The 16,974-nt window shown below is 56.4% G+C and carries 18 protein-coding genes; 8 read left to right on the top strand and 10 right to left on the bottom strand.

Annotation, left to right across the window (positions count from 1 at the left end):
* Positions 1 to 41 precede the first annotated feature (41 nt).
* On the top strand, positions 42 to 416 hold the full coding sequence (gene gcvH / locus N879_RS11000) for a glycine cleavage system protein GcvH (protein WP_021446974.1): 375 nt from the start codon (positions 42 to 44) through the stop codon (positions 414 to 416).
* A gap of 171 nt (positions 417 to 587) precedes the next feature.
* On the opposite strand, the gene N879_RS10995 is transcribed toward gcvH, so the two are convergent.
* The 3 genes from N879_RS10995 to N879_RS10985 are packed head-to-tail and all read right to left on the bottom strand — an operon-like array spanning position 588 to position 2,309.
* On the bottom strand, positions 588 to 1,082 hold the full coding sequence (locus N879_RS10995) for a dihydrofolate reductase (RefSeq protein WP_009461124.1): 495 nt from the start codon (positions 1,080 to 1,082) through the stop codon (positions 588 to 590).
* Complete coding sequence (locus N879_RS10990) at positions 1,079 to 1,879, bottom strand: thymidylate synthase (protein ID WP_009461123.1); 801 nt, start codon at positions 1,877 to 1,879, stop codon at positions 1,079 to 1,081. The genes N879_RS10995 and N879_RS10990 overlap by 4 nt, the downstream gene beginning before the upstream one ends.
* 7 nt (positions 1,880 to 1,886) lie before the next feature.
* On the bottom strand, positions 1,887 to 2,309 hold the full coding sequence (locus N879_RS10985) for an OsmC family protein (protein ID WP_009461122.1): 423 nt from the start codon (positions 2,307 to 2,309) through the stop codon (positions 1,887 to 1,889).
* Between the two features lie 593 nt (positions 2,310 to 2,902).
* On the opposite strand from N879_RS10985, the gene N879_RS10980 reads away from it, so the two are divergent.
* Genes N879_RS10980 through coq7 form a run of 6 tightly spaced genes read left to right on the top strand, consistent with a single transcriptional unit; the run spans position 2,903 to position 7,791 of the window.
* The gene (locus N879_RS10980) at positions 2,903 to 4,558 is read left to right on the top strand and encodes a cbb3-type cytochrome c oxidase subunit I (protein WP_031232725.1); all 1,656 of its coding nucleotides are present in this window, start codon (positions 2,903 to 2,905) and stop codon (positions 4,556 to 4,558) included.
* Between the two features lie 7 nt (positions 4,559 to 4,565).
* The gene (locus N879_RS10975; protein ID WP_009461121.1) at positions 4,566 to 5,156 is read left to right on the top strand and encodes a cbb3-type cytochrome c oxidase subunit II; all 591 of its coding nucleotides are present in this window, start codon (positions 4,566 to 4,568) and stop codon (positions 5,154 to 5,156) included.
* A 55-nt stretch (positions 5,157 to 5,211) separates the two neighbouring features.
* A complete protein-coding gene (locus N879_RS10970) occupies positions 5,212 to 5,799 on the top strand; it encodes a c-type cytochrome (RefSeq protein WP_009461120.1) in 588 nt (195 codons plus the stop codon).
* A 21-nt stretch (positions 5,800 to 5,820) separates the two neighbouring features.
* A complete protein-coding gene (locus tag N879_RS10965) occupies positions 5,821 to 6,456 on the top strand; it encodes an SCO family protein (protein ID WP_009461119.1) in 636 nt (211 codons plus the stop codon).
* Positions 6,456 to 7,091 (top strand): hypothetical protein, encoded by a 636-nt coding sequence (locus tag N879_RS10960; RefSeq protein WP_009461118.1) that lies wholly within the window; start codon positions 6,456 to 6,458, stop codon positions 7,089 to 7,091. Before N879_RS10965 ends, N879_RS10960 begins: the two co-directional genes overlap by 1 nt.
* Before the next feature lie 31 nt (positions 7,092 to 7,122).
* A complete protein-coding gene (gene coq7 / locus N879_RS10955) occupies positions 7,123 to 7,791 on the top strand; it encodes a 2-polyprenyl-3-methyl-6-methoxy-1,4-benzoquinone monooxygenase (protein ID WP_009461117.1) in 669 nt (222 codons plus the stop codon).
* Between the two features lie 616 nt (positions 7,792 to 8,407).
* On the opposite strand, the gene pyk is transcribed toward coq7, so the two are convergent.
* From pyk to gcl, 6 genes are all read right to left on the bottom strand, one after another.
* The gene (pyk, locus tag N879_RS10950; RefSeq protein WP_009461116.1) at positions 8,408 to 9,829 is read right to left on the bottom strand and encodes a pyruvate kinase; all 1,422 of its coding nucleotides are present in this window, start codon (positions 9,827 to 9,829) and stop codon (positions 8,408 to 8,410) included.
* A 29-nt stretch (positions 9,830 to 9,858) separates the two neighbouring features.
* The gene (locus N879_RS10945; RefSeq protein WP_009461115.1) at positions 9,859 to 10,257 is read right to left on the bottom strand and encodes a GlcG/HbpS family heme-binding protein; all 399 of its coding nucleotides are present in this window, start codon (positions 10,255 to 10,257) and stop codon (positions 9,859 to 9,861) included.
* A gap of 22 nt (positions 10,258 to 10,279) precedes the next feature.
* Positions 10,280 to 11,557 carry a glycerate kinase type-2 family protein gene (locus N879_RS10940; RefSeq protein ID WP_021446972.1) on the bottom strand — a complete coding sequence of 426 codons (1,278 nt, stop codon included), beginning with the start codon at positions 11,555 to 11,557 and terminating at the stop codon, positions 10,280 to 10,282.
* 221 nt (positions 11,558 to 11,778) lie between these two features.
* Positions 11,779 to 12,663: a 2-hydroxy-3-oxopropionate reductase gene (locus tag N879_RS10935; RefSeq protein WP_009461114.1), complete on the bottom strand. Its 885-nt coding sequence runs from the start codon at positions 12,661 to 12,663 to the stop codon at positions 11,779 to 11,781.
* Between the two features lie 39 nt (positions 12,664 to 12,702).
* A complete protein-coding gene (hyi, locus tag N879_RS10930) occupies positions 12,703 to 13,491 on the bottom strand; it encodes a hydroxypyruvate isomerase (RefSeq protein WP_021446971.1) in 789 nt (262 codons plus the stop codon).
* A 28-nt stretch (positions 13,492 to 13,519) separates the two neighbouring features.
* The gene (gcl, locus tag N879_RS10925) at positions 13,520 to 15,295 is read right to left on the bottom strand and encodes a glyoxylate carboligase (protein ID WP_009461112.1); all 1,776 of its coding nucleotides are present in this window, start codon (positions 15,293 to 15,295) and stop codon (positions 13,520 to 13,522) included.
* A 110-nt stretch (positions 15,296 to 15,405) separates the two neighbouring features.
* Between gcl and N879_RS10920 the strand changes: the two genes are divergently transcribed.
* On the top strand, positions 15,406 to 16,323 hold the full coding sequence (locus tag N879_RS10920) for a LysR family transcriptional regulator (RefSeq protein WP_021446969.1): 918 nt from the start codon (positions 15,406 to 15,408) through the stop codon (positions 16,321 to 16,323).
* 61 nt (positions 16,324 to 16,384) lie between these two features.
* On the opposite strand, the gene N879_RS10915 is transcribed toward N879_RS10920, so the two are convergent.
* Positions 16,385 to 16,974: hypothetical protein (locus N879_RS10915; RefSeq protein WP_021446968.1), on the bottom strand; the 590-nt coding region annotated here is incomplete at its 5' end.

The raw sequence follows: 16,974 nt of genomic DNA, 5'->3' as shown, positions 1-16,974 counted from the left end.
GAAATCATCGGAATTGTTGGCTGGTCAGTCAGGGAGGCGATATGCAGCTGCCAGGAGATAGAAAGTACGTAGTAAGCCACGAGTGGGCCAAAGATGAAGACGGTGTTGTGCTGGTTGGCATTACCGACTTTGCTCAAGATCAGTTGGGCGACCTGGTGTTTGTGGGTGACTTCACCCCAGGGACGCGTCTGGCTGCGGGTGCTACAGCGGGTGTGGTGGAGTCGGTGAAGGCCGCCTCCGACATTTACGCGCCTGTGGCGGGCGAGCTGGTGGAGTTCAACCAGGCCTTGTCCGATGCACCGCATCTGATCAATGAAGCTCCATTTGATACCTGGATTTTCAAGCTCAAGGCTGACAATCCGGCTGATCTGCAAGGTTTGCTGGATGGCCCTGCCTATGCCGCGGTGGCTGAGTAAGTTCAGATATTGAGTTAGCAGGAATACGCCTTGGTCTTGCCTGATTTTGGCGGACTGATCGCAAAAAAGGCCTGAATCCGTGTCATCGGATTCAGGCTTTTTATTTGGTTTCGAGCATACGCGGTTAAGCGTGCAGTGAGACGGATAGCTTGGGCCAAGTAGCCGGTTTTCTTAACTACGGCGGCGGTACGTCACGTAGTCGTAAGTGAAACCGTTTTCCTCAGGCTGAGGCAGGCGCTCCACTTCTTGCCACTCCCCGGCGGGCAGTTCCGGAAAGAAAGTATCCCCGTCCACATCAGCCTTGATCTCGGTCGCAATCAGTTCTTGCGCCACAGGCAAGGCCAGACGGAAAAGCTGTTCGCCACCAATCACACAAGCGGTTTCAAAGCCGGGGCAGGCTGCCAGGGCATCCTCCAGATTGCTGAATACCTGCGCACCTTCTGCCTGGTAAACCGCATTGCGGCTGATCACCAGATTCGGGCGGCCGGGCAAGGGGCGGCCCAGAGACTCCCAGGTTTTACGGCCCATGATGATGGGCAAACCCATGGTTACGCGTTTGAAGTGCTGCAAATCGGAAGGCAGGCGCCAGGGCAGGTCATTGTCCTTGCCAATGCAGCGATTGGCCGCATAGGCAACGACCAGGCGAATGAAAGGAGTGGAACTCATACGGCAACCGGCGCCTTGATGTGGGGATGAGGATCGTAGTCGGTGATTTCGAAGTCTTCGTACTCGTAATCAAACAGACTGGCGGGTTTGCGCTTGATCGTCAGCTTGGGGTAGGGGCGAGGCTCGCGCGAGAGCTGTAGCTCTGCTTGTTCGAAGTGGTTGGAGTACAGGTGACAGTCACCACCAGTCCAGATGAAATCACCCACTTCCAGATCACATTGCTGCGCCATCATGTGAGTCAGCAAGGCGTAGCTGGCGATATTGAAGGGCACGCCCAGGAAAATATCGGCACTGCGCTGGTAGAGCTGGCAAGACAGCTTGCCGTCTGCCACATAAAACTGGAACAGGGCGTGGCATGGGGGCAGGGCCATCTGGCCCACATCCGCTACGTTCCAGGCCGAAACAATCAGGCGGCGTGAGTCGGGGTTTTTGCGGATCTGTTCCACCAACTGACTGATCTGGTCGATATGACGGCCATCGGGAGTGGGCCAGGAACGCCATTGCACACCATAGACCGGGCCCAGATTGCCGTCCTTGTCGGCCCATTCGTCCCAGATGGATACGCCGCGCTCTTGCAGCCAGCGCACATTGGACTCACCACGCAAAAACCACAGCAACTCAATAAAGATGCTGCGGGTATGCAGTTTCTTGGTGGTGATCAGCGGGAAACCCTGCGACAGATCGAAGCGCATTTGGTGACCAAATACCGAGTTCGTGCCGGTGCCGGTGCGGTCCCCTTTGGGAGTGCCTTGGGTGTAGACCAGGCGCAGCAGGTCTTCGTAGGGATACAGGGACATGATGGCCTCAGGCTTGCTGAATGTCGACGGAATAGGTGATCTCGGCTGTTTTGCCCAGCATGGCCGAAGCGGAGCAGTACTTGTCGTGCGACAGTTGTACGGCACGCTCAACGGCGGCCTGGGGCAGATCCTTGCCAGTGACCACAAAAGTGAAGTGAATCTTGGTAAAGACTTTGGGGTCGGTGTCGGCGCGTTCGGCGGTCAGCTTGACCTGGCAGCCGGTAATGGCGTGCCGACCACGCTTGAGGATCAGCACCACGTCGTAGGCTGCGCAGCCACCGGCGCCGGTCAGCAGCATTTCCATGGGGCGTGGAGCCAGGTTATTGCCGCCACCTTCGGGTGCACCGTCCATGGCCGTCACATGACCACTGCCTGTACGGGCAACGAACAACATTCCGTCTTTGCCGCCCCAGTCGATTGTGCATTCCATATGAATTCCTTTGTTTGCAGTGCGAGCCAAGACTCGTCAGTAGATTGATAGCGGTGATTGTACTTTTTGATGAGGGCTGTGTCGCGCCTGGATGGAAACCAGGTTTAGCGTGATTTGACGCGGATTTTTGCAGCTTTATTGCTAATTGAAATGTGAAGCCCGGATGTGAGCCTTGTTACTTCTCAGGGCATCTGATGGTGGCGGATGTGGCACCCGTATAAGAAATTCCATATGGACAAATCAGAGCAGAACCATGCTCTTTGTAAGATTTAGACTGGTTTTGTTGTTTGTCCTAGGATAAACTGCTGTGCGGTACACGGCATTTTGAAACAGATATGTCACAGGGGTTTACCCTCGCCTATAATGGCTGTCGCCCGTATACCAAAAAATGTCGTGCTCGTATTTGTTCTGTCTCAATAAACCTTGCTTTCAATGGGGGCTTTATTCGGACGTCACAAGCGGGTGTTTTAACATGACGGCTCTCGCGACCTAGGCAGTCGCAGATTTTTTGCGTCCATGCTCTTTTGATCTGCGACGCGTCAAGGTGCCGCCGAGCTGCTTGGCAGCTTCACATTAACCAGGCCTGGATCATTGTGAATACCGTTTCAATACTGCTACTAGCTTTCATATTGTCCGTTACAGGACTCTTTGTTTTCATCTGGTCGTTACGCCGTAACTTCTTTGACCACAGTCCCGCTGCTTCGCGAGAGATCTTCTCCAAAGGCGAAATCGGGCAGGTAGATGACCCCTCCGCCACCCCTGAACAACGTCAGGCACTTCAAGAAGAGATGGGCCGCAAGGCAATTTCGGCTGAAGATCGTCAGGCGCTGAGCCTTGAATTGGCAGAACGCGTGGAAGCCGACCGCTCCTCCGCCAAGGTCACTTTCATTTTGCTGGCCTGTTCGGTCTTCTGGCTGCTCTTTGCCTCGACGGCAGGCTTGATCAGCTCGATCAAGCTGCACGATCCCGAATTTCTGACGCAACACGCCTGGATGACCTTTGGTCGCATGCGTACGCTGCACCTGAACGGTGTGGCTTACGGCTGGGCTCCAATGGCCGCGTTCGGCGTTGCCATGTGGATGCTGCCTCGTTTGCTCAAGACTCCCCTGATCGGTGCGCGTTATGCCATCACGGGCGGGATCTTGTGGAACATTGGTCTGGCTATCGGTCTGACATGTATCGCGATGGGTATCACCGACGGTATGGAATGGCTGGAAATGCCTTGGCAGGTTGATATCCTGATGGTTATCGGTGGTGCTCTGGCAGCCTTGCCTTTGGTCTTCACCTTGCAAAACCGTCGTGCTCACCACCTGTATGTGTCGGTGTGGTACATGGGCGCAGCCCTGTTCTGGTTCCCCATCCTGTTCCTGGTCGGCAACCTGCCTGCCGTGCACGTGGGTGTTGAACAAGCAACCATGAACTGGTGGTTTGGCCACAACGTGCTGGGTCTGTTCTACACCCCGATGGCTCTGGCTTCGGTGTACTACTTCCTGCCCAAGATCATCGGTCAGCCTATCAGCTCCTACAACCTGTCTCTGGTGGGTTTCTGGGGTCTGGCATTTTTCTACGGTCAGGTTGGTGGTCACCACCTGGTTGGCGGTCCTGTGCCGCAGTGGATGGTTACCCTGTCCATCGTCCAAAGCATGATGATGATCATCCCCGTGCTGGCTTTCTCGATCAACCAGCACTACACCATGAAGGGTCACTTCCGTACCCTGATTCACTCGCCTACCCTGCGCTTTATCGTGCTGGGCGGCATGATGTACACCGTCAGCTCCATTCAAGGTTCTTTTGAAGCGCTGCGCAGCATCAACACGATTACCCACTTCACGCACTTCACGGTTGCCCACGCCCATATCGGCTTGTACGGCTTCTTTACCATCGTGATGTTCGGTGCCATCTACTACGTGATGCCACGCGTGATGTCCTGGGAATGGCCTTACCCCAAACTGATCTCCCTGCACTTCTGGCTGGTTGTGATTGGTTTCTCCATCTACGCTATTGGTCTGAGTATTGGCGGTTGGCTGCAAGGTCTGGCCATGCTTGATCCTGCCAAAGCCTTCATGGAATCGGTGTTTGTCACGATGCCTTACCTGAAGTCGCGCTCGATTGGTGGTGGTTTGATGACTCTGGGTCACCTTGTGTTTGCCTTCCACTTTGTGGCAATGGCTTTGCGCTATGGCAGCCGTCGTATTGGTCCAGCCCTGTTTCACCAGCGCTCGGCAACTCGCAATGTAGTGGAGGCATGATTTAGTCATGGAAAGCGAATACAAACTATTGGGCGGCGCCATGGTGACGCTCGCCCTGGCCACATCGGCTCTGGTCGTTGTCCCTTACCTGCAAGTTAAAAGGGTGGAGCCTTCTCCAGGCCTGAAGCCTTACACGGAAGTGCAACTGCGCGGTCGTCAGCAATACATTGATATGGGCTGTGTCTACTGTCACTCGCAGCAGCCACGTAGCCAGAACCAGGCTCCTGACTTCCAGCGTGGCTGGGGTCGTGCCTCGGTAGCAGGCGACTACTTCTACGACACGCCTCACCTGCTCGGCACCATGCGTACCGGCCCTGACCTGCTCAATATTGGTGCTCGTCAGCCTAGCGTGGACTGGCACCTGGGTCACTTGTATCAGCCTCGTGCTTATACCCCTGGCAGCAATATGCCTTCTTACCCCTTCATGTTCGAGCTCAAGGACAAGGCAGAGGAAGGCGACAAGGTTGTCAACTTGCCAGGTGATTTCGCACCGGAAGGCAAGGTGGTTGTGGCCAAGCAAGAGGCCCTGGACCTGGTTGAATACCTGTTGGCGCTGGATCGTACGTATCCCGTATCGCCAGCCAGCGTTATCAAATAAACAGGCATTGCTGAGCTAGCGCGCCCCGCAAGGCGGGGCGCCTCGGAGAATTAGAATGAGCGACAATCGTAAATATGAAGCACAGCTGCGTGAGCATTCCGATCCGGAAGAAAACGCAGCACCGATCCCTTGGGTGGTTCTGCTGATCATTGCAGGTCTGTTCCTGTGGGGCATCTACTATATTTTCAGCAGTGACCTGAGCCATGACGCAACCGTGGGCGACAACCGTATCGTTGCCGACTTCGAATTGCCAGAAGGCGCGGTAGATGGTCAGCAGCTGTTCGTAGCCCAATGTGCCGCCTGTCACCAGGCAACGGGTGCCGGTGTTCCAGGCGTGTTCCCTCCGCTGGTGGGTTCCGAATGGGTACTGCGCAAGCCTGAAGTTTTGGTCCAGATCATGCTGCACGGTATTACGGGTGAGATCACGGTCAAGGGTAATAAGTACAATGGTGCGATGCCCGAGTTCCGCGAGAAGTTCAATGACGAGGAAATGACGGCCGTTGTTAATTACCTGCGTACAGAATTGGGTGGCAATAGCGCCGATCCTGTGGACGTGGCCTTTGTCAAAGCCGAACGTGAAAAAACCGCTGATAAAACCGATCCTTGGAATGGGGACGCTGATCTGGCTCCCATGGAAGAGTAAGACTGAAATGATGGGCCAGCGATGAGACTATTTATAAGTATTCTCCTGGTCTTCGCCCTGGGTATTGGGGCACTGGCCCATTTGACGCAAGGGTTCTCCGCCCTGACAGCCGAGACGGCCCGTCGCAATGATGTTGCCGCCTCGCCGCGTTTGATCTCCGATGTCGAAGTACTGCTCCCTGCCGGGGGCAGTACCCAGCTAAGCTCTCTGCTGCAAAACGATGGTCGTATTACCATCGTCAATTTCATCTATACCCGCTGTGTCACGCTATGTCTGGCGATGGGCTCGGAGTATCAGCAACTGCAAAAAGCGATTGTGGACGAGGGCCTGCAGGACCGTATCCGCTTGCTGAGCATCAGTTTTGATCCCACCGATTCACCCGATCACCTGCGCCGCTATAGCAAAACCATGAAGGCCAACCCGGACGTCTGGCAATTTGTCACCATGATGCCTGGCGAGCAGCGTCAACGTGTGCTGGATGATTTTGGTATCGTCGTTATTCCCGCCCCTTTTGATGAGTACGAGCACAACGCAGCCTATCACGTTGTCAGTGCCGAGCCGCGCCTGGGTCGTATCGTGGATTACGGTGAGCCTATGTTGGCCCTGGCGTATGCCAAGCGCGCCCTCGAGGATCTGGACAAGAAGGGAGCGATGTAATGTCCTTAAAACGTGTCGTCGAATCCCCTAAAGTACGTCCTTATTTTGGTAGTGCCCTGGCATTGGTGGCAGCTTTGCTGTTTGCTGCCGCAGCCTTCTGGGATCGCCCTCTGACCGCCTCCATGAGTCTGCATATGCTGGTGCATATTCCCTTGTTGGTCCTGTCGGGCATTAGCTTGCAACTGGCCTTGCGCTACCAGGGGGTTGGCCGTTCGGCTGCCATGCAGTCCTTGCTGCGCCCGTATTACGCCCTGAATGAATATGGTTTGCCCGGTTTGATCATGGTCAGCTTTGCGGCGGCTTACTGGATGGTTCCCAAAGCACTGGACGATGTGCTGGTATCGCCTCCCATGGCCACTGCCAAATATATCGGTCTGGTCTTGATGGGCATGTTGTTCATGGAGTCCTGGCGCCGCGCCCATCTGGTGTTTCGTCTGTTTTTCTTTGGTAATTTCAGTTGGATGATGGCTATTGTTGGTCTGCTGTATTACGACAATCCGGTTCGGCTCTGTAATTTCTATCTACAGTCTGACCAAGAGATTGCCGGCATAGGCCTGGTTATCATGGCTTGTGTGCTGCCATTGCTTTGGCTCTTGTCTGAGAGCAAGGCAGTGATCGCCTTTTTGCGGCAATAATACCCATCCATTTTGTTTTGCAGGTGTCCTCATGAGCCATACCGTTTCCAACAGCGATACCCGTCTGTACCGACGCAACAGCTTTTTTGACCAGATTCTGAGCGAGACGAATCGGGCCCTGGAAGTATTGGGACGTTCGGCACGCGCGTCGCGCCCGAATCCCGCTGGCAAGGAAGTGTCCGAGATCACGGCTGACGAAGCCCGCCATGCTGCCGGCTTGATGCGTGTGAACCATGTGGGCGAGATTTGCGCCCAAGCCTTGTACCGCAGCCAGGCCATGCTGTGCAAGGATCCCCAGGCTACCGAGGTACTGCTGCAAGCTGCCCAGGAAGAGGTGGACCATCTGTCCTGGTGCGATGACCGTTTGCGCGAGCTCGATAGCCGCCCCAGCGTGTTCAACCCCTTGTGGTATGCCGGTTCCTTCGCGCTGGGTTTGCTCGCCAGCCGGGCAGGGGTGCCGTATAACCTTGGTTTTATGGCCGAGACAGAGCGCCAGGTTGAAGAGCATCTGGAAAGCCATCTGGAGTCCTTGCCTGCTACAGACAATCGCTCGCGTCGGATCGTAGAAAAAATGCGCGATGACGAGATTGAGCATCGTCGTACCGCCGAGAATCATGGGGCTGTGGGTTTGCCTCCACCTGTCAAAACCTTGATGCGCATGATGTCCAAAGTCATGACGACAACGGCGTATCGCTTGTAAAAGGGGTTCTGGGCCTAGTCACTTCTTCGTGAGTGCTGAGCTTTCAGGGATGCAAGCAGCAATAACGGGTCAATTACTGACCCGTTTTTGTTTGTGGGTTTGGAGCTTGTTTGGCGGCTTAGGGTTAACGACTAGATACCTGGACTGATATTTGCGTTAGGAAATTGATGCATTAATGCGACAAGATACGCATCTAAGGGTTTTCCACAGCATTTATCTTGCATTGCACCATTTTTGTGGGTAGACTTTAGTTATTGGATGTTGAAAAGAAAGCGGGAAATAAGCAAAAGCACAAGCGTAATAACCCTTAGCTTTCTGGCTCGATACTTTATCTGGTAGCCCAACTTGCCACGATTGTCTCCTCCACCCTCCTCCTTTGGTGGATTTGCCCGAGATCTCTAGATCTCGGGTTTTTTTTGCCCGTATCTTTTGTTTGTGAGTGTCCTGTCTTGAAGGGCCAGCATTTACGGGGCTTCTGGCCTTGTTGATGCCCGTGCGGCTCGCCGCCGCTGTTTTGGCTTCACATGAAAAAAAATACTGCACAGTCTGAATAGGAAAAGCCTTGCCCATCATAGTGGATGGACAAGGCTTTTTTTATCGCCAAGGTTGAGCGAACTTACTTCTGTGGAACCGTGGCCACATGCAGCAGGTTGGTGCGACCGCTGGTGCCAAAAGGAACACCGGCAATCATCACGATGGTGTCGCCCGCCTGGGCGAACTCATGTTGCGCTGCCATATCGGTAGCGTGGTCGATCATCTCGCCCAGATCGCTGACGTCCTCGCAAGGCACGGCATGGACACCCCAGGCCAAGGCCAGACGGCGTGCGGTTTCCACACGGGGTGTCAGTGCCAGGATAGGGGCGATGGGCCGTTCACGGCTGGCACGCAAGGCGCTAAAGCCAGTCGTGGTGTAGGCCACGTTCGTTGCCGGTTCCAGAATGCTGGCCACGCGACGCAGGGCGCAGCAGATCGCGTCTGCGGTGCTGGCTTCAGCGGTGCTGTGGTTGGCTTCCAGAATGGTGCGCCAGCTAGGATCGTTTTCGATTTCCTTGATGATGCTGTCCATGATGGACACCGCTTCCAGTGGAAACTGGCCGGAGGCCGATTCGGCGGACAGCATGACGGCATCGGCACCGGAATAGATGGCGGTAGCCACGTCGGAAGCTTCAGCACGTGTAGGCACCGGCGAGGTAATCATGGATTCCAGCATCTGTGTAGCGACAACCACCGGACGGCCTGCCGCACGGGCAGTACGCACGATTTGACGCTGCAACACAGGCACGCGCTGGGGTGGGACTTCCACGCCCAGGTCGCCACGTGCCACCATCACGCCATCACACAGCTGGACAATTTCTTCCAGGTGTTCCAGCGCTTGCGGTTTTTCCAGCTTGGCCATGATCCAGGCCTTGTCGCCGATCAGCTCGCGGGCTTCACGGATGTCGCCAGGACGTTGCACAAAGGACAGCGCAACCCAATCCACGCCCAATTCCAGTCCAAACTTCAGATCGATCAGGTCTTTTTCGGTCAAGGGCGAGATAGGCAGTACCACGCCGGGTACGTTCACGCCCTTGCGGTCGGACAGCGGGCCGCCGACCATGACCGTGGTTTCTGCAAAATCCGGACCAAAGCTGTCCACACGCAGACGCAGCTTGCCGTCATCGAGCAGCAGGTCTGTCCCATCTTCCAGTGCAGCGAAGATTTCGGGGTGAGGCAGGTAGGCACGCTGGCTGGTCCCTTCGGCGGGGTCCAGGTCCAGGCGGAATTTCTGGCCGGTTTCCAATGTCACGCGGCCATCTTGCATTTTGCCAACGCGCAGCTTGGGCCCTTGCAGGTCCATCAGAATACCGATACTGCGACCGGTTTCCTTTTCAATCTGACGAATGGTGTGATAGCGCGCGGCATGGTCTTCATGTGTGCCGTGGCTGAAGTTCAGGCGGAACACATCAGCGCCGGCCTCGAACAGTTCACGAATGCGTTCTGGCGTAGAACTGGCAGGACCCAGGGTAGCCAGAATGCGGGAATGACGTTGACGTTTCATGGGTTGTTGTCCTTAGGGGGATCGATAGCTCAAAGAGCAGCGATACCGGCGCGGGCGATCTGAGCGTCTTCAGGTGCCTTTACGCCGGACACGCCGACTGCACCAATGACTTGACCGTCCACCACAATCGGCTCGCCGCCTTCCAGTGGCGTGATGGGCATGGACAGAGCGGCAAAGCGACCATTGTTGACCATGTCTTCAAAAACCTTGCTGGGCTTGCCACCGCCCAGCACGCATGTGTGTGCCTTGGCGGGAGCAACCTGCGCGCTCATCAAGGGAGCGCCGTCCATACGTTGCATCCAGAGCGCGTGACCGCCTGCATCGCAAATGGCGATGCTGACAGCCCAGTTGTTCTTCAGCGCTTCTTGCTCGGCAGCAGCAGCAATTTTTTTAACATCGGCCAGGGTCAGTACTTTCGTGTCTCTCATGTCCAGTCCTTTAAGAAAAGCGTTAATCGCTAGGGGTTAAAACCAGAATTGCACGGAAATCGTTGACGTTGGTCAGGGTAGGGCCCGTAACCAAAGCGTCATCCAAGGCTTCAAAGAAGCCATGACCATCATTATTGTCCAGACTGGCCCTTGGGCGTATACCTTGTTGCCAGGCACGCTCCAAAGTGTCCGGACCGCAGAAGGCTCCGGCAATTTCTTCCTGGCCGTCCACACCGTCGGTATCGCCGGCCAAACCGTAGATACCGGGTGCCCCGTTCAAGGCAATGGCGGTGGACAACAGAAATTCCACATTGCGACCGCCACGGCCCTGGCCGCGCAAGGTCACGGTGGTTTCTCCGCCCGAGAGCAGCACGCAGGGGGCCTGGGCAGGCTGGCCATGCTGGGAAACGCTCAGGGCAATACCAGCCATGACTTTGCCTACATCGCGCGCTTCGCCTTCAATGCTGTCGCCCAGCAAGACGGGACGCACGCCACGGGCTTCAGCGACACGAGCTGCAGCCAGCAGGGCCAATTGGGGTGTAGCAACCACATGGGTGGTGACATGAGCCAGGCGTGGATCGTCAGGCTTGATGGTTTCGCCATCGCCGCTCTCCAGCAGGGCACGGGCTGCGGCTGGAATCTCGATGCCGTAGCGGGTAATGATTTCCAGCGCTTGCTCGCACGTGGTGGGATCTGCCACCGTGGGGCCAGAAGCGATGTCCATGGGCTTGTCGCCGGGAACATCGGAAATCAGCAGGTTCAGGACGCGGGCGGGGGCACAAGCCGCTGCCAGACGGCCACCTTTGATGGCAGACAAGTGGCGGCGTACCGTGTTCATCTCACCAATTGAAGCGCCCGATTTGAGCAGCGCTTTGTTGATAGCTTGCTTGTCCGCCAGGGTGATGCCTTCTCCGGCAAGAGGCAGCAGAGACGAGCCGCCACCGGAAATCAGGCAAATAACCAGATCGTCTTCGTTCAGATCGCTGACCGTGCGCAAAATTTCGCGGGCCGCGTCTTCACCGGCTTGATCGGGGACCGGGTGAGAGGCCTCCAGAATCTTGATGTGATCACAAGGCACGCCGTAGCCATAGCGGGTGACGACAACACCGCTGATGGGGCCTTTGTCCCAGTGACGCTCCAGTGCCTGGGCCATCGCTGCCGATGCTTTGCCAGCACCGATCACAATGGTGCGGCCTTTGGGAGCATCGGGCAGATAAGGCGGGATGCAATGTTCAGGCTGAGCCGCGTTGACGGCAGCTTGAAACATTTTGCTGAGTAAGTCTTGTGGCTCGATCTTCATGGGTCAATCCTAATGCAGAGTGACGGCAACAAACCATCTTACTGCGCTACAACACGCCTTCACCTCCCCGCTTTGACTGGCAGCCTTCGAGAAAGATTGTGCTGTCTGGGGGGCTTGGCGGTAAAAAAAAGCGGGCCGCAGCCCGCTTGCTGGATGTCCCGGTCGTACTGGCTTGATATCTGGAAAAAATCAGTCCGGACGGGAGCATCCTTGAACCGATCTTATTGACCAATCTCGTAGTTGGCCATGATTTCCAGAGCGCGGACCATGGCGGAGTGGTCTTGTGCGGCGCCACCGTGGGCGGCGCAGGTATTGAACAGCTCCTGGGCCGTTGCGGTGTTGGGCAGTGCTACACCCAGCTGGCGCGCCGTGGTCAGGGCCAGGTTCAAGTCTTTCTGGTGCAGTTCGATGCGGAAGCCTGGATCAAACGTGCGCTTGACCATACGCTCACCGTGAACTTCCAGAATACGGGAGTTTGCGAAACCGCCCATCAGCGCTTCACGAACCTTGCCCGCATCGGCACCGGCCTTGGAGGCCAGCAACAGGGCTTCGCCCACGGCTTCAATGGTCAAGGCCACGATGATCTGGTTGGCCACTTTGGTGATCTGGCCGTCGCCGTAGCCGCCGACCAGAGTGATGTTCTTGCCCATCAGTTCAAACAGGGGCTTGACCTTGTCGAAGGCTTCTTGCTTGCCGCCGACCATGATGGTCAGCGAGCCAGCCTTGGCACCGACTTCGCCACCGGACACAGGAGCGTCCAGGTATTCGCAGCCCAGCTTGACGATGCGCTCGGCAAAGTCTTTCGTGGCCACGGGGGAGATGGAGCTCATGTCCACCACGATCTTGCCAGCGGTCAGACCGGCGGCAATGCCGTCTTCGCCAAACAGCGCATCTTCCACGTGCGGGGTGTCGGGCACCATCGTGATGATGATGTCAGCCTGACGGGTCACTTCGGTGCCGTTGGCGCAAACGGTTGCGCCGGCTTCTTTCACGCTTTTGGGGAAGTCGCCACGGGTGTAGGCAAACAGCTCATGACCACCTTTGATCAGGTTGACGGCCATGGGTGCGCCCATGATGCCCAAACCAATAAAACCGATTTTAGCCATTGTGTAATCTCCTAATAATTATCTGCAGGTATTCGACGATCAGGCAGTGACTTCAGTCAGTTCAGTCATCCAGCCCAGGCCATCCTTGGTCACGCCGGCGGGCTTGTACTCGCCGCCGATCCAGCCCTGGTAGCCAATGCTGTCGATGTACTTGAACAGCCAGGCGTAGTTGATCTCGCCTGTGCCCGGTTCGTTGCGGCCTGGGTTATCCGCGATCTGGATGTGTGCAATCTTGTCCAGGTGCTTTTTCATGGTGGCAGCCAGCTCGCCTTCCATGCGCTGGGCGTGGTAGACGTCGTACTGGATGAACAGATTGTCCGAACCCACGTCCTGCAACAGCGCCGCGGCCTGTTCGGTACGGTTCAGGTAGAAACCGGGAATGTCGAAGGTATTGATGGGTTCAACCAGCAGGCGCAGGCCGGCGTCTTTCAACTTGGCGGCAGCAAACTGCAGATTGCTGACCAAGGTCTTGTGAGCCAGTTCGCGGTCTGCACCTTCGGCCAGCTTGCCAGCCAGGCAGTTGACTTGCTTGCAGCCCAGCGCGGTGGCGTATTCAATGGCATGGCCTACGCCGTCCTGGAATTCACCCACGCGCTCGGGCAGGATTGCAATGCCGCGCTCGCCGCTGTCCCAGTCGCCCGCAGGCAGGTTGTGCAACACTTGGGTCAAACCGTGTTGTTGCAGTTTGTCAGCCAGCTGCTGTTTGTCGTAGGCGTAGGGGAACAGGTACTCCACTCCCTTGAAACCAGCTTCGGCCGCTGCCTGGAAGCGATCCAGGAAGTCGTGCTCGTTAAACAGCATGGTCAGGTTGGCGGCAAATTTTGGCATAGTGCTACTCCGTTTTTTAAATCAGCAATCAGTCCATCAGCGAGATGGCGGTGGGGGCGTCAATACCCGCTTCGGCCAGGGACTCGAATTCCGTCACATTGTGCAGTTCGGTACCCATGGCAATGTTGGTGACGCGCTCCAGGATCAGTTCGATCACAACCGGCACGCTGAACTCTTTCATCCATGCGCGAGCCTGTTCAATGGCAGGCTGGATGTCTTCGGGTTTGTGTACGCGGATGGCCTTGCAACCCAGACCTTCCACCACGGTGATGTGATCCACACCATAACCTTCGGTTTCAGGGGCGTTGATGTTGTCAAAGGCCAGCTGTACACAATAGTCCATCTCGAAGCCACGCTGTGCCTGACGGATCAGACCCAGGTAGGCGTTGTTGACCAGAATATGGATGTAAGGCAGCTTGAACTGCGCGCCCACGGCCAGTTCTTCAATCATGAACTGGAAGTCGTAGTCGCCCGAAATGGCCACCACTTCACGACCTGGGTCAGCGGCGACCACACCCAGGGCGGCGGGAATGGTCCAGCCCAATGGGCCTGCCTGACCGCAGTTGATCCAGTGACGTGGTTTGTACACGTGCAGGAACTGGGCGGCAGCAATCTGCGACAGACCAATGGTGCTGACGTAGGTGGTCGAAGGACCAAAGGCGCGGTTCATTTCTTCGTAAACGCGCTGAGGCTTCAGGGGTACGTTGTCGAAATTGGTCTTGCGCTGCAAGGTGGCCTTGCGCTTCTGGCAGTCGGCTACCCAGGCGGCGCGGTCGCGCAGCTTGCCAGCAGCCTTGTATTCCTTGGCGACTTCAATGAACAGTTTCAATGCAGCGCCAGCGTCCGAGGCAATGCCCAGATCAGGGCCAAATACGCGGCCGATCTGTGTAGGCTCGATGTCCACGTGCACGAACTTGCGGCCTTCGGTGTAGACGTCTACGGAACCGGTGTGGCGGTTGGCCCAGCGGTTACCGATACCGAATACAAAGTCCGATGCCAGCAAGGTCTGGTTGCCGTAGCGGTGCGAGGTTTGCAGGCCAACCATGCCAGCCATCAATGGGTGATCGTCGGCCACAGTACCCCAGCCCATCAGAGTCGGGATAACGGGTACGTTGACCAGCTCGGCAAATTCCTGCAGCAGCTCGGATGCGTTGGCGTTGATGACGCCGCCACCGGATACGATCAGCGGACGCTCGGAAGCGTTCAGCAGTTCGATGGCTTTTTCAGCCTGGGCACGGGTGGCAGCAGGCTTGTAGGCTTCCAGCGGGGAGTAGGTATCCAGATCAAATTCGATCTCGGCCATCTGCACGTCGATAGGCATATCGATCAGCACAGGACCAGGACGGCCAGAGCGCATGATGTGGAAAGCCTGCTGGAACACGCGCGGGATCAGATCGGGTTCGCGCACGGTGACGGCCCACTTGGTCACGGGCTTGGCAATGGATTCAATGTCCACAGCCTGGAAGTCTTCCTTGTACAGGCGGGCACGAGGGGCCTGGCCGGTAATGCACAGAATTGGGATCGAGTCAGCCGATGCGGAGTACAGGCCGGTGATCATGTCTGTGCCAGCGGGGCCGGAAGTACCGATACATACGCCGATATTGCCGGGATTGGCACGGGTAAAACCTTCGGCCATGTGGGAAGCGCCTTCCACGTGGCGGGCGAGAATGTGATCAAAGCCACCTTCCTTGCGCAGTGCGGAGTAGAAGGGGTTGATTGCGGCGCCAGGCACGCCAAATACGGTGCTCACGCCTTCTTTACGTAAAATCGCGGCGGCGGCGTCCACTGCTCTCATTCGAGCCATTGATATCTCCTAGATCATCGTTTGACGAAATTCACAACTCGATAATAAGGAGTGATAGCCCTGCCTAGAAATGGTGGTACGATTGTTTCTATCGATACTTGGAGTATTGAATGAGCCGTTATACCGAAATTCGAAGTTTTGCGCTGGTCGCTGAAAAAGGCAGTTTTGCGGCTGCTTCCGTGATCGAAGGCGTTACCCCGGTGGTGATGGGTAGGCGCCTGGATGCCTTGGAGCAGAGACTGGGGGTGCGTTTGATGCACCGGTCCACGCGCGGGCTGACTTTGACTGATCTGGGCGAGCAGTTTCTGGAGCAGTGCAAACAAATTCTGAAGGATTTTGAAGAAGCCGAAGCCAGCATCAGCGCCCAGCGTAGAGTGGTGCGCGGGCACTTGGTGGTATCGGCTCCGGCTGCCTTTGGGCGCCGTCATGTGGCACCGCATGCCTTGTCCTTCAAGAAGCGTTACCCCGAGCTGAAACTATCTTTCAACTTCACCGACAGCGTGGTGGATCTGGTGCGCGAAGGTTATGACATGGCCTTGCGTATTGGCGAGGTCACTGACCCCAACTATGTGGCGGTACGTCTGTATCCGAACCGCCGTGTGGTGTGTGGTACGCCCGAGTATTTCGAGCGTCACGGGGTGCCGCGCGTACCGGAAGATCTGGCCCGTCATAACTGTCTGGCCTTCAACTTGCAGGGTGGGCAGCAACGCGGCTGGACCTTCTTGCGGGATGGTCGTCCTTTGGCGGTACGGGTTGATGGTGATCTGGATTGCAATGACGGTGAATTGCTTTTTAACTGGGTCAAGCAGGGCTGGGGGATAGGTTGGCGCTCCACCTGGGAAATTCAGCCAGAGCTCAAGCGGGGCGAGCTGGTGACGGTGCTGAACGAGTTCGAGATTCCCAGTTATGACATTCAGGCGGTGTATCAGCAGCAGCGCTATCTGCCGGCCAAAGTGCGGCGCTTTATTGATTATTTGCGTGCCATCTACAACACGCCGGGTTACTGGGACGGTGAGGTGCAGTTCTAGGATTTTTACGCTTTGGAATGAAAAAACCGCTTCGAAAAGCGGTTTTTTTGCTGCGTACGACTTAGAAATGCCATTCCAGCTGTACGGTTGGAGCGCTGGTTTTGATACCGGGTTTCAGGCTGCCGTCTGCCTTGTAGCGGTTACCGAACTTGTTGTACCAGTACTCGTAGCCAATCCCCACCCACAAGGTGTTCTTCTTGTCGAAGGCCACTTTACCCACGTCGGCCATCAGGGATGTACGGACCAATACTTCAGACTTGGTGCTGATGCCCGCGTAGTCATCACCTTTGGGGCCGGCGTAGTTGGCAAAGCCCTGGAACTTCAAAGGCACTGAACCCACATCAAAGGGCAGATTCCAGTTCAGGCTGGCTAAAAACTGGGTGTCGAAAGAGCGGCGGCTGTCCGGGCAGGCGGGAGCACCCAGACCGCAGTGGTTCCACTCCTTACCCACCATCAGGCTCAGGTCCACAAAGCCTCGGGGTACATCGAATTTGAAGGTTGGGCCCAGTACCAGCAGGCGTTTGCGCGGTGCAAAGGCGGTGTTTTTGGTGTTCAGGTCAAAGCCCGCTGTGATGGCCACATCTTTTACGGGGCCGAAGCTCAGATCCTTGTCGAATACCTTGCCCATGGAGAGCTGGTGACGATAGGTGG

The organism is Alcaligenes sp. EGD-AK7, from assembly GCF_000465875.3.
In the GTDB taxonomy this organism is placed as follows: Bacteria; Pseudomonadota; Gammaproteobacteria; order Burkholderiales; family Burkholderiaceae_B; genus Alcaligenes; species Alcaligenes phenolicus.
This window is presented reverse-complemented; position numbering and strand designations above follow the sequence as displayed.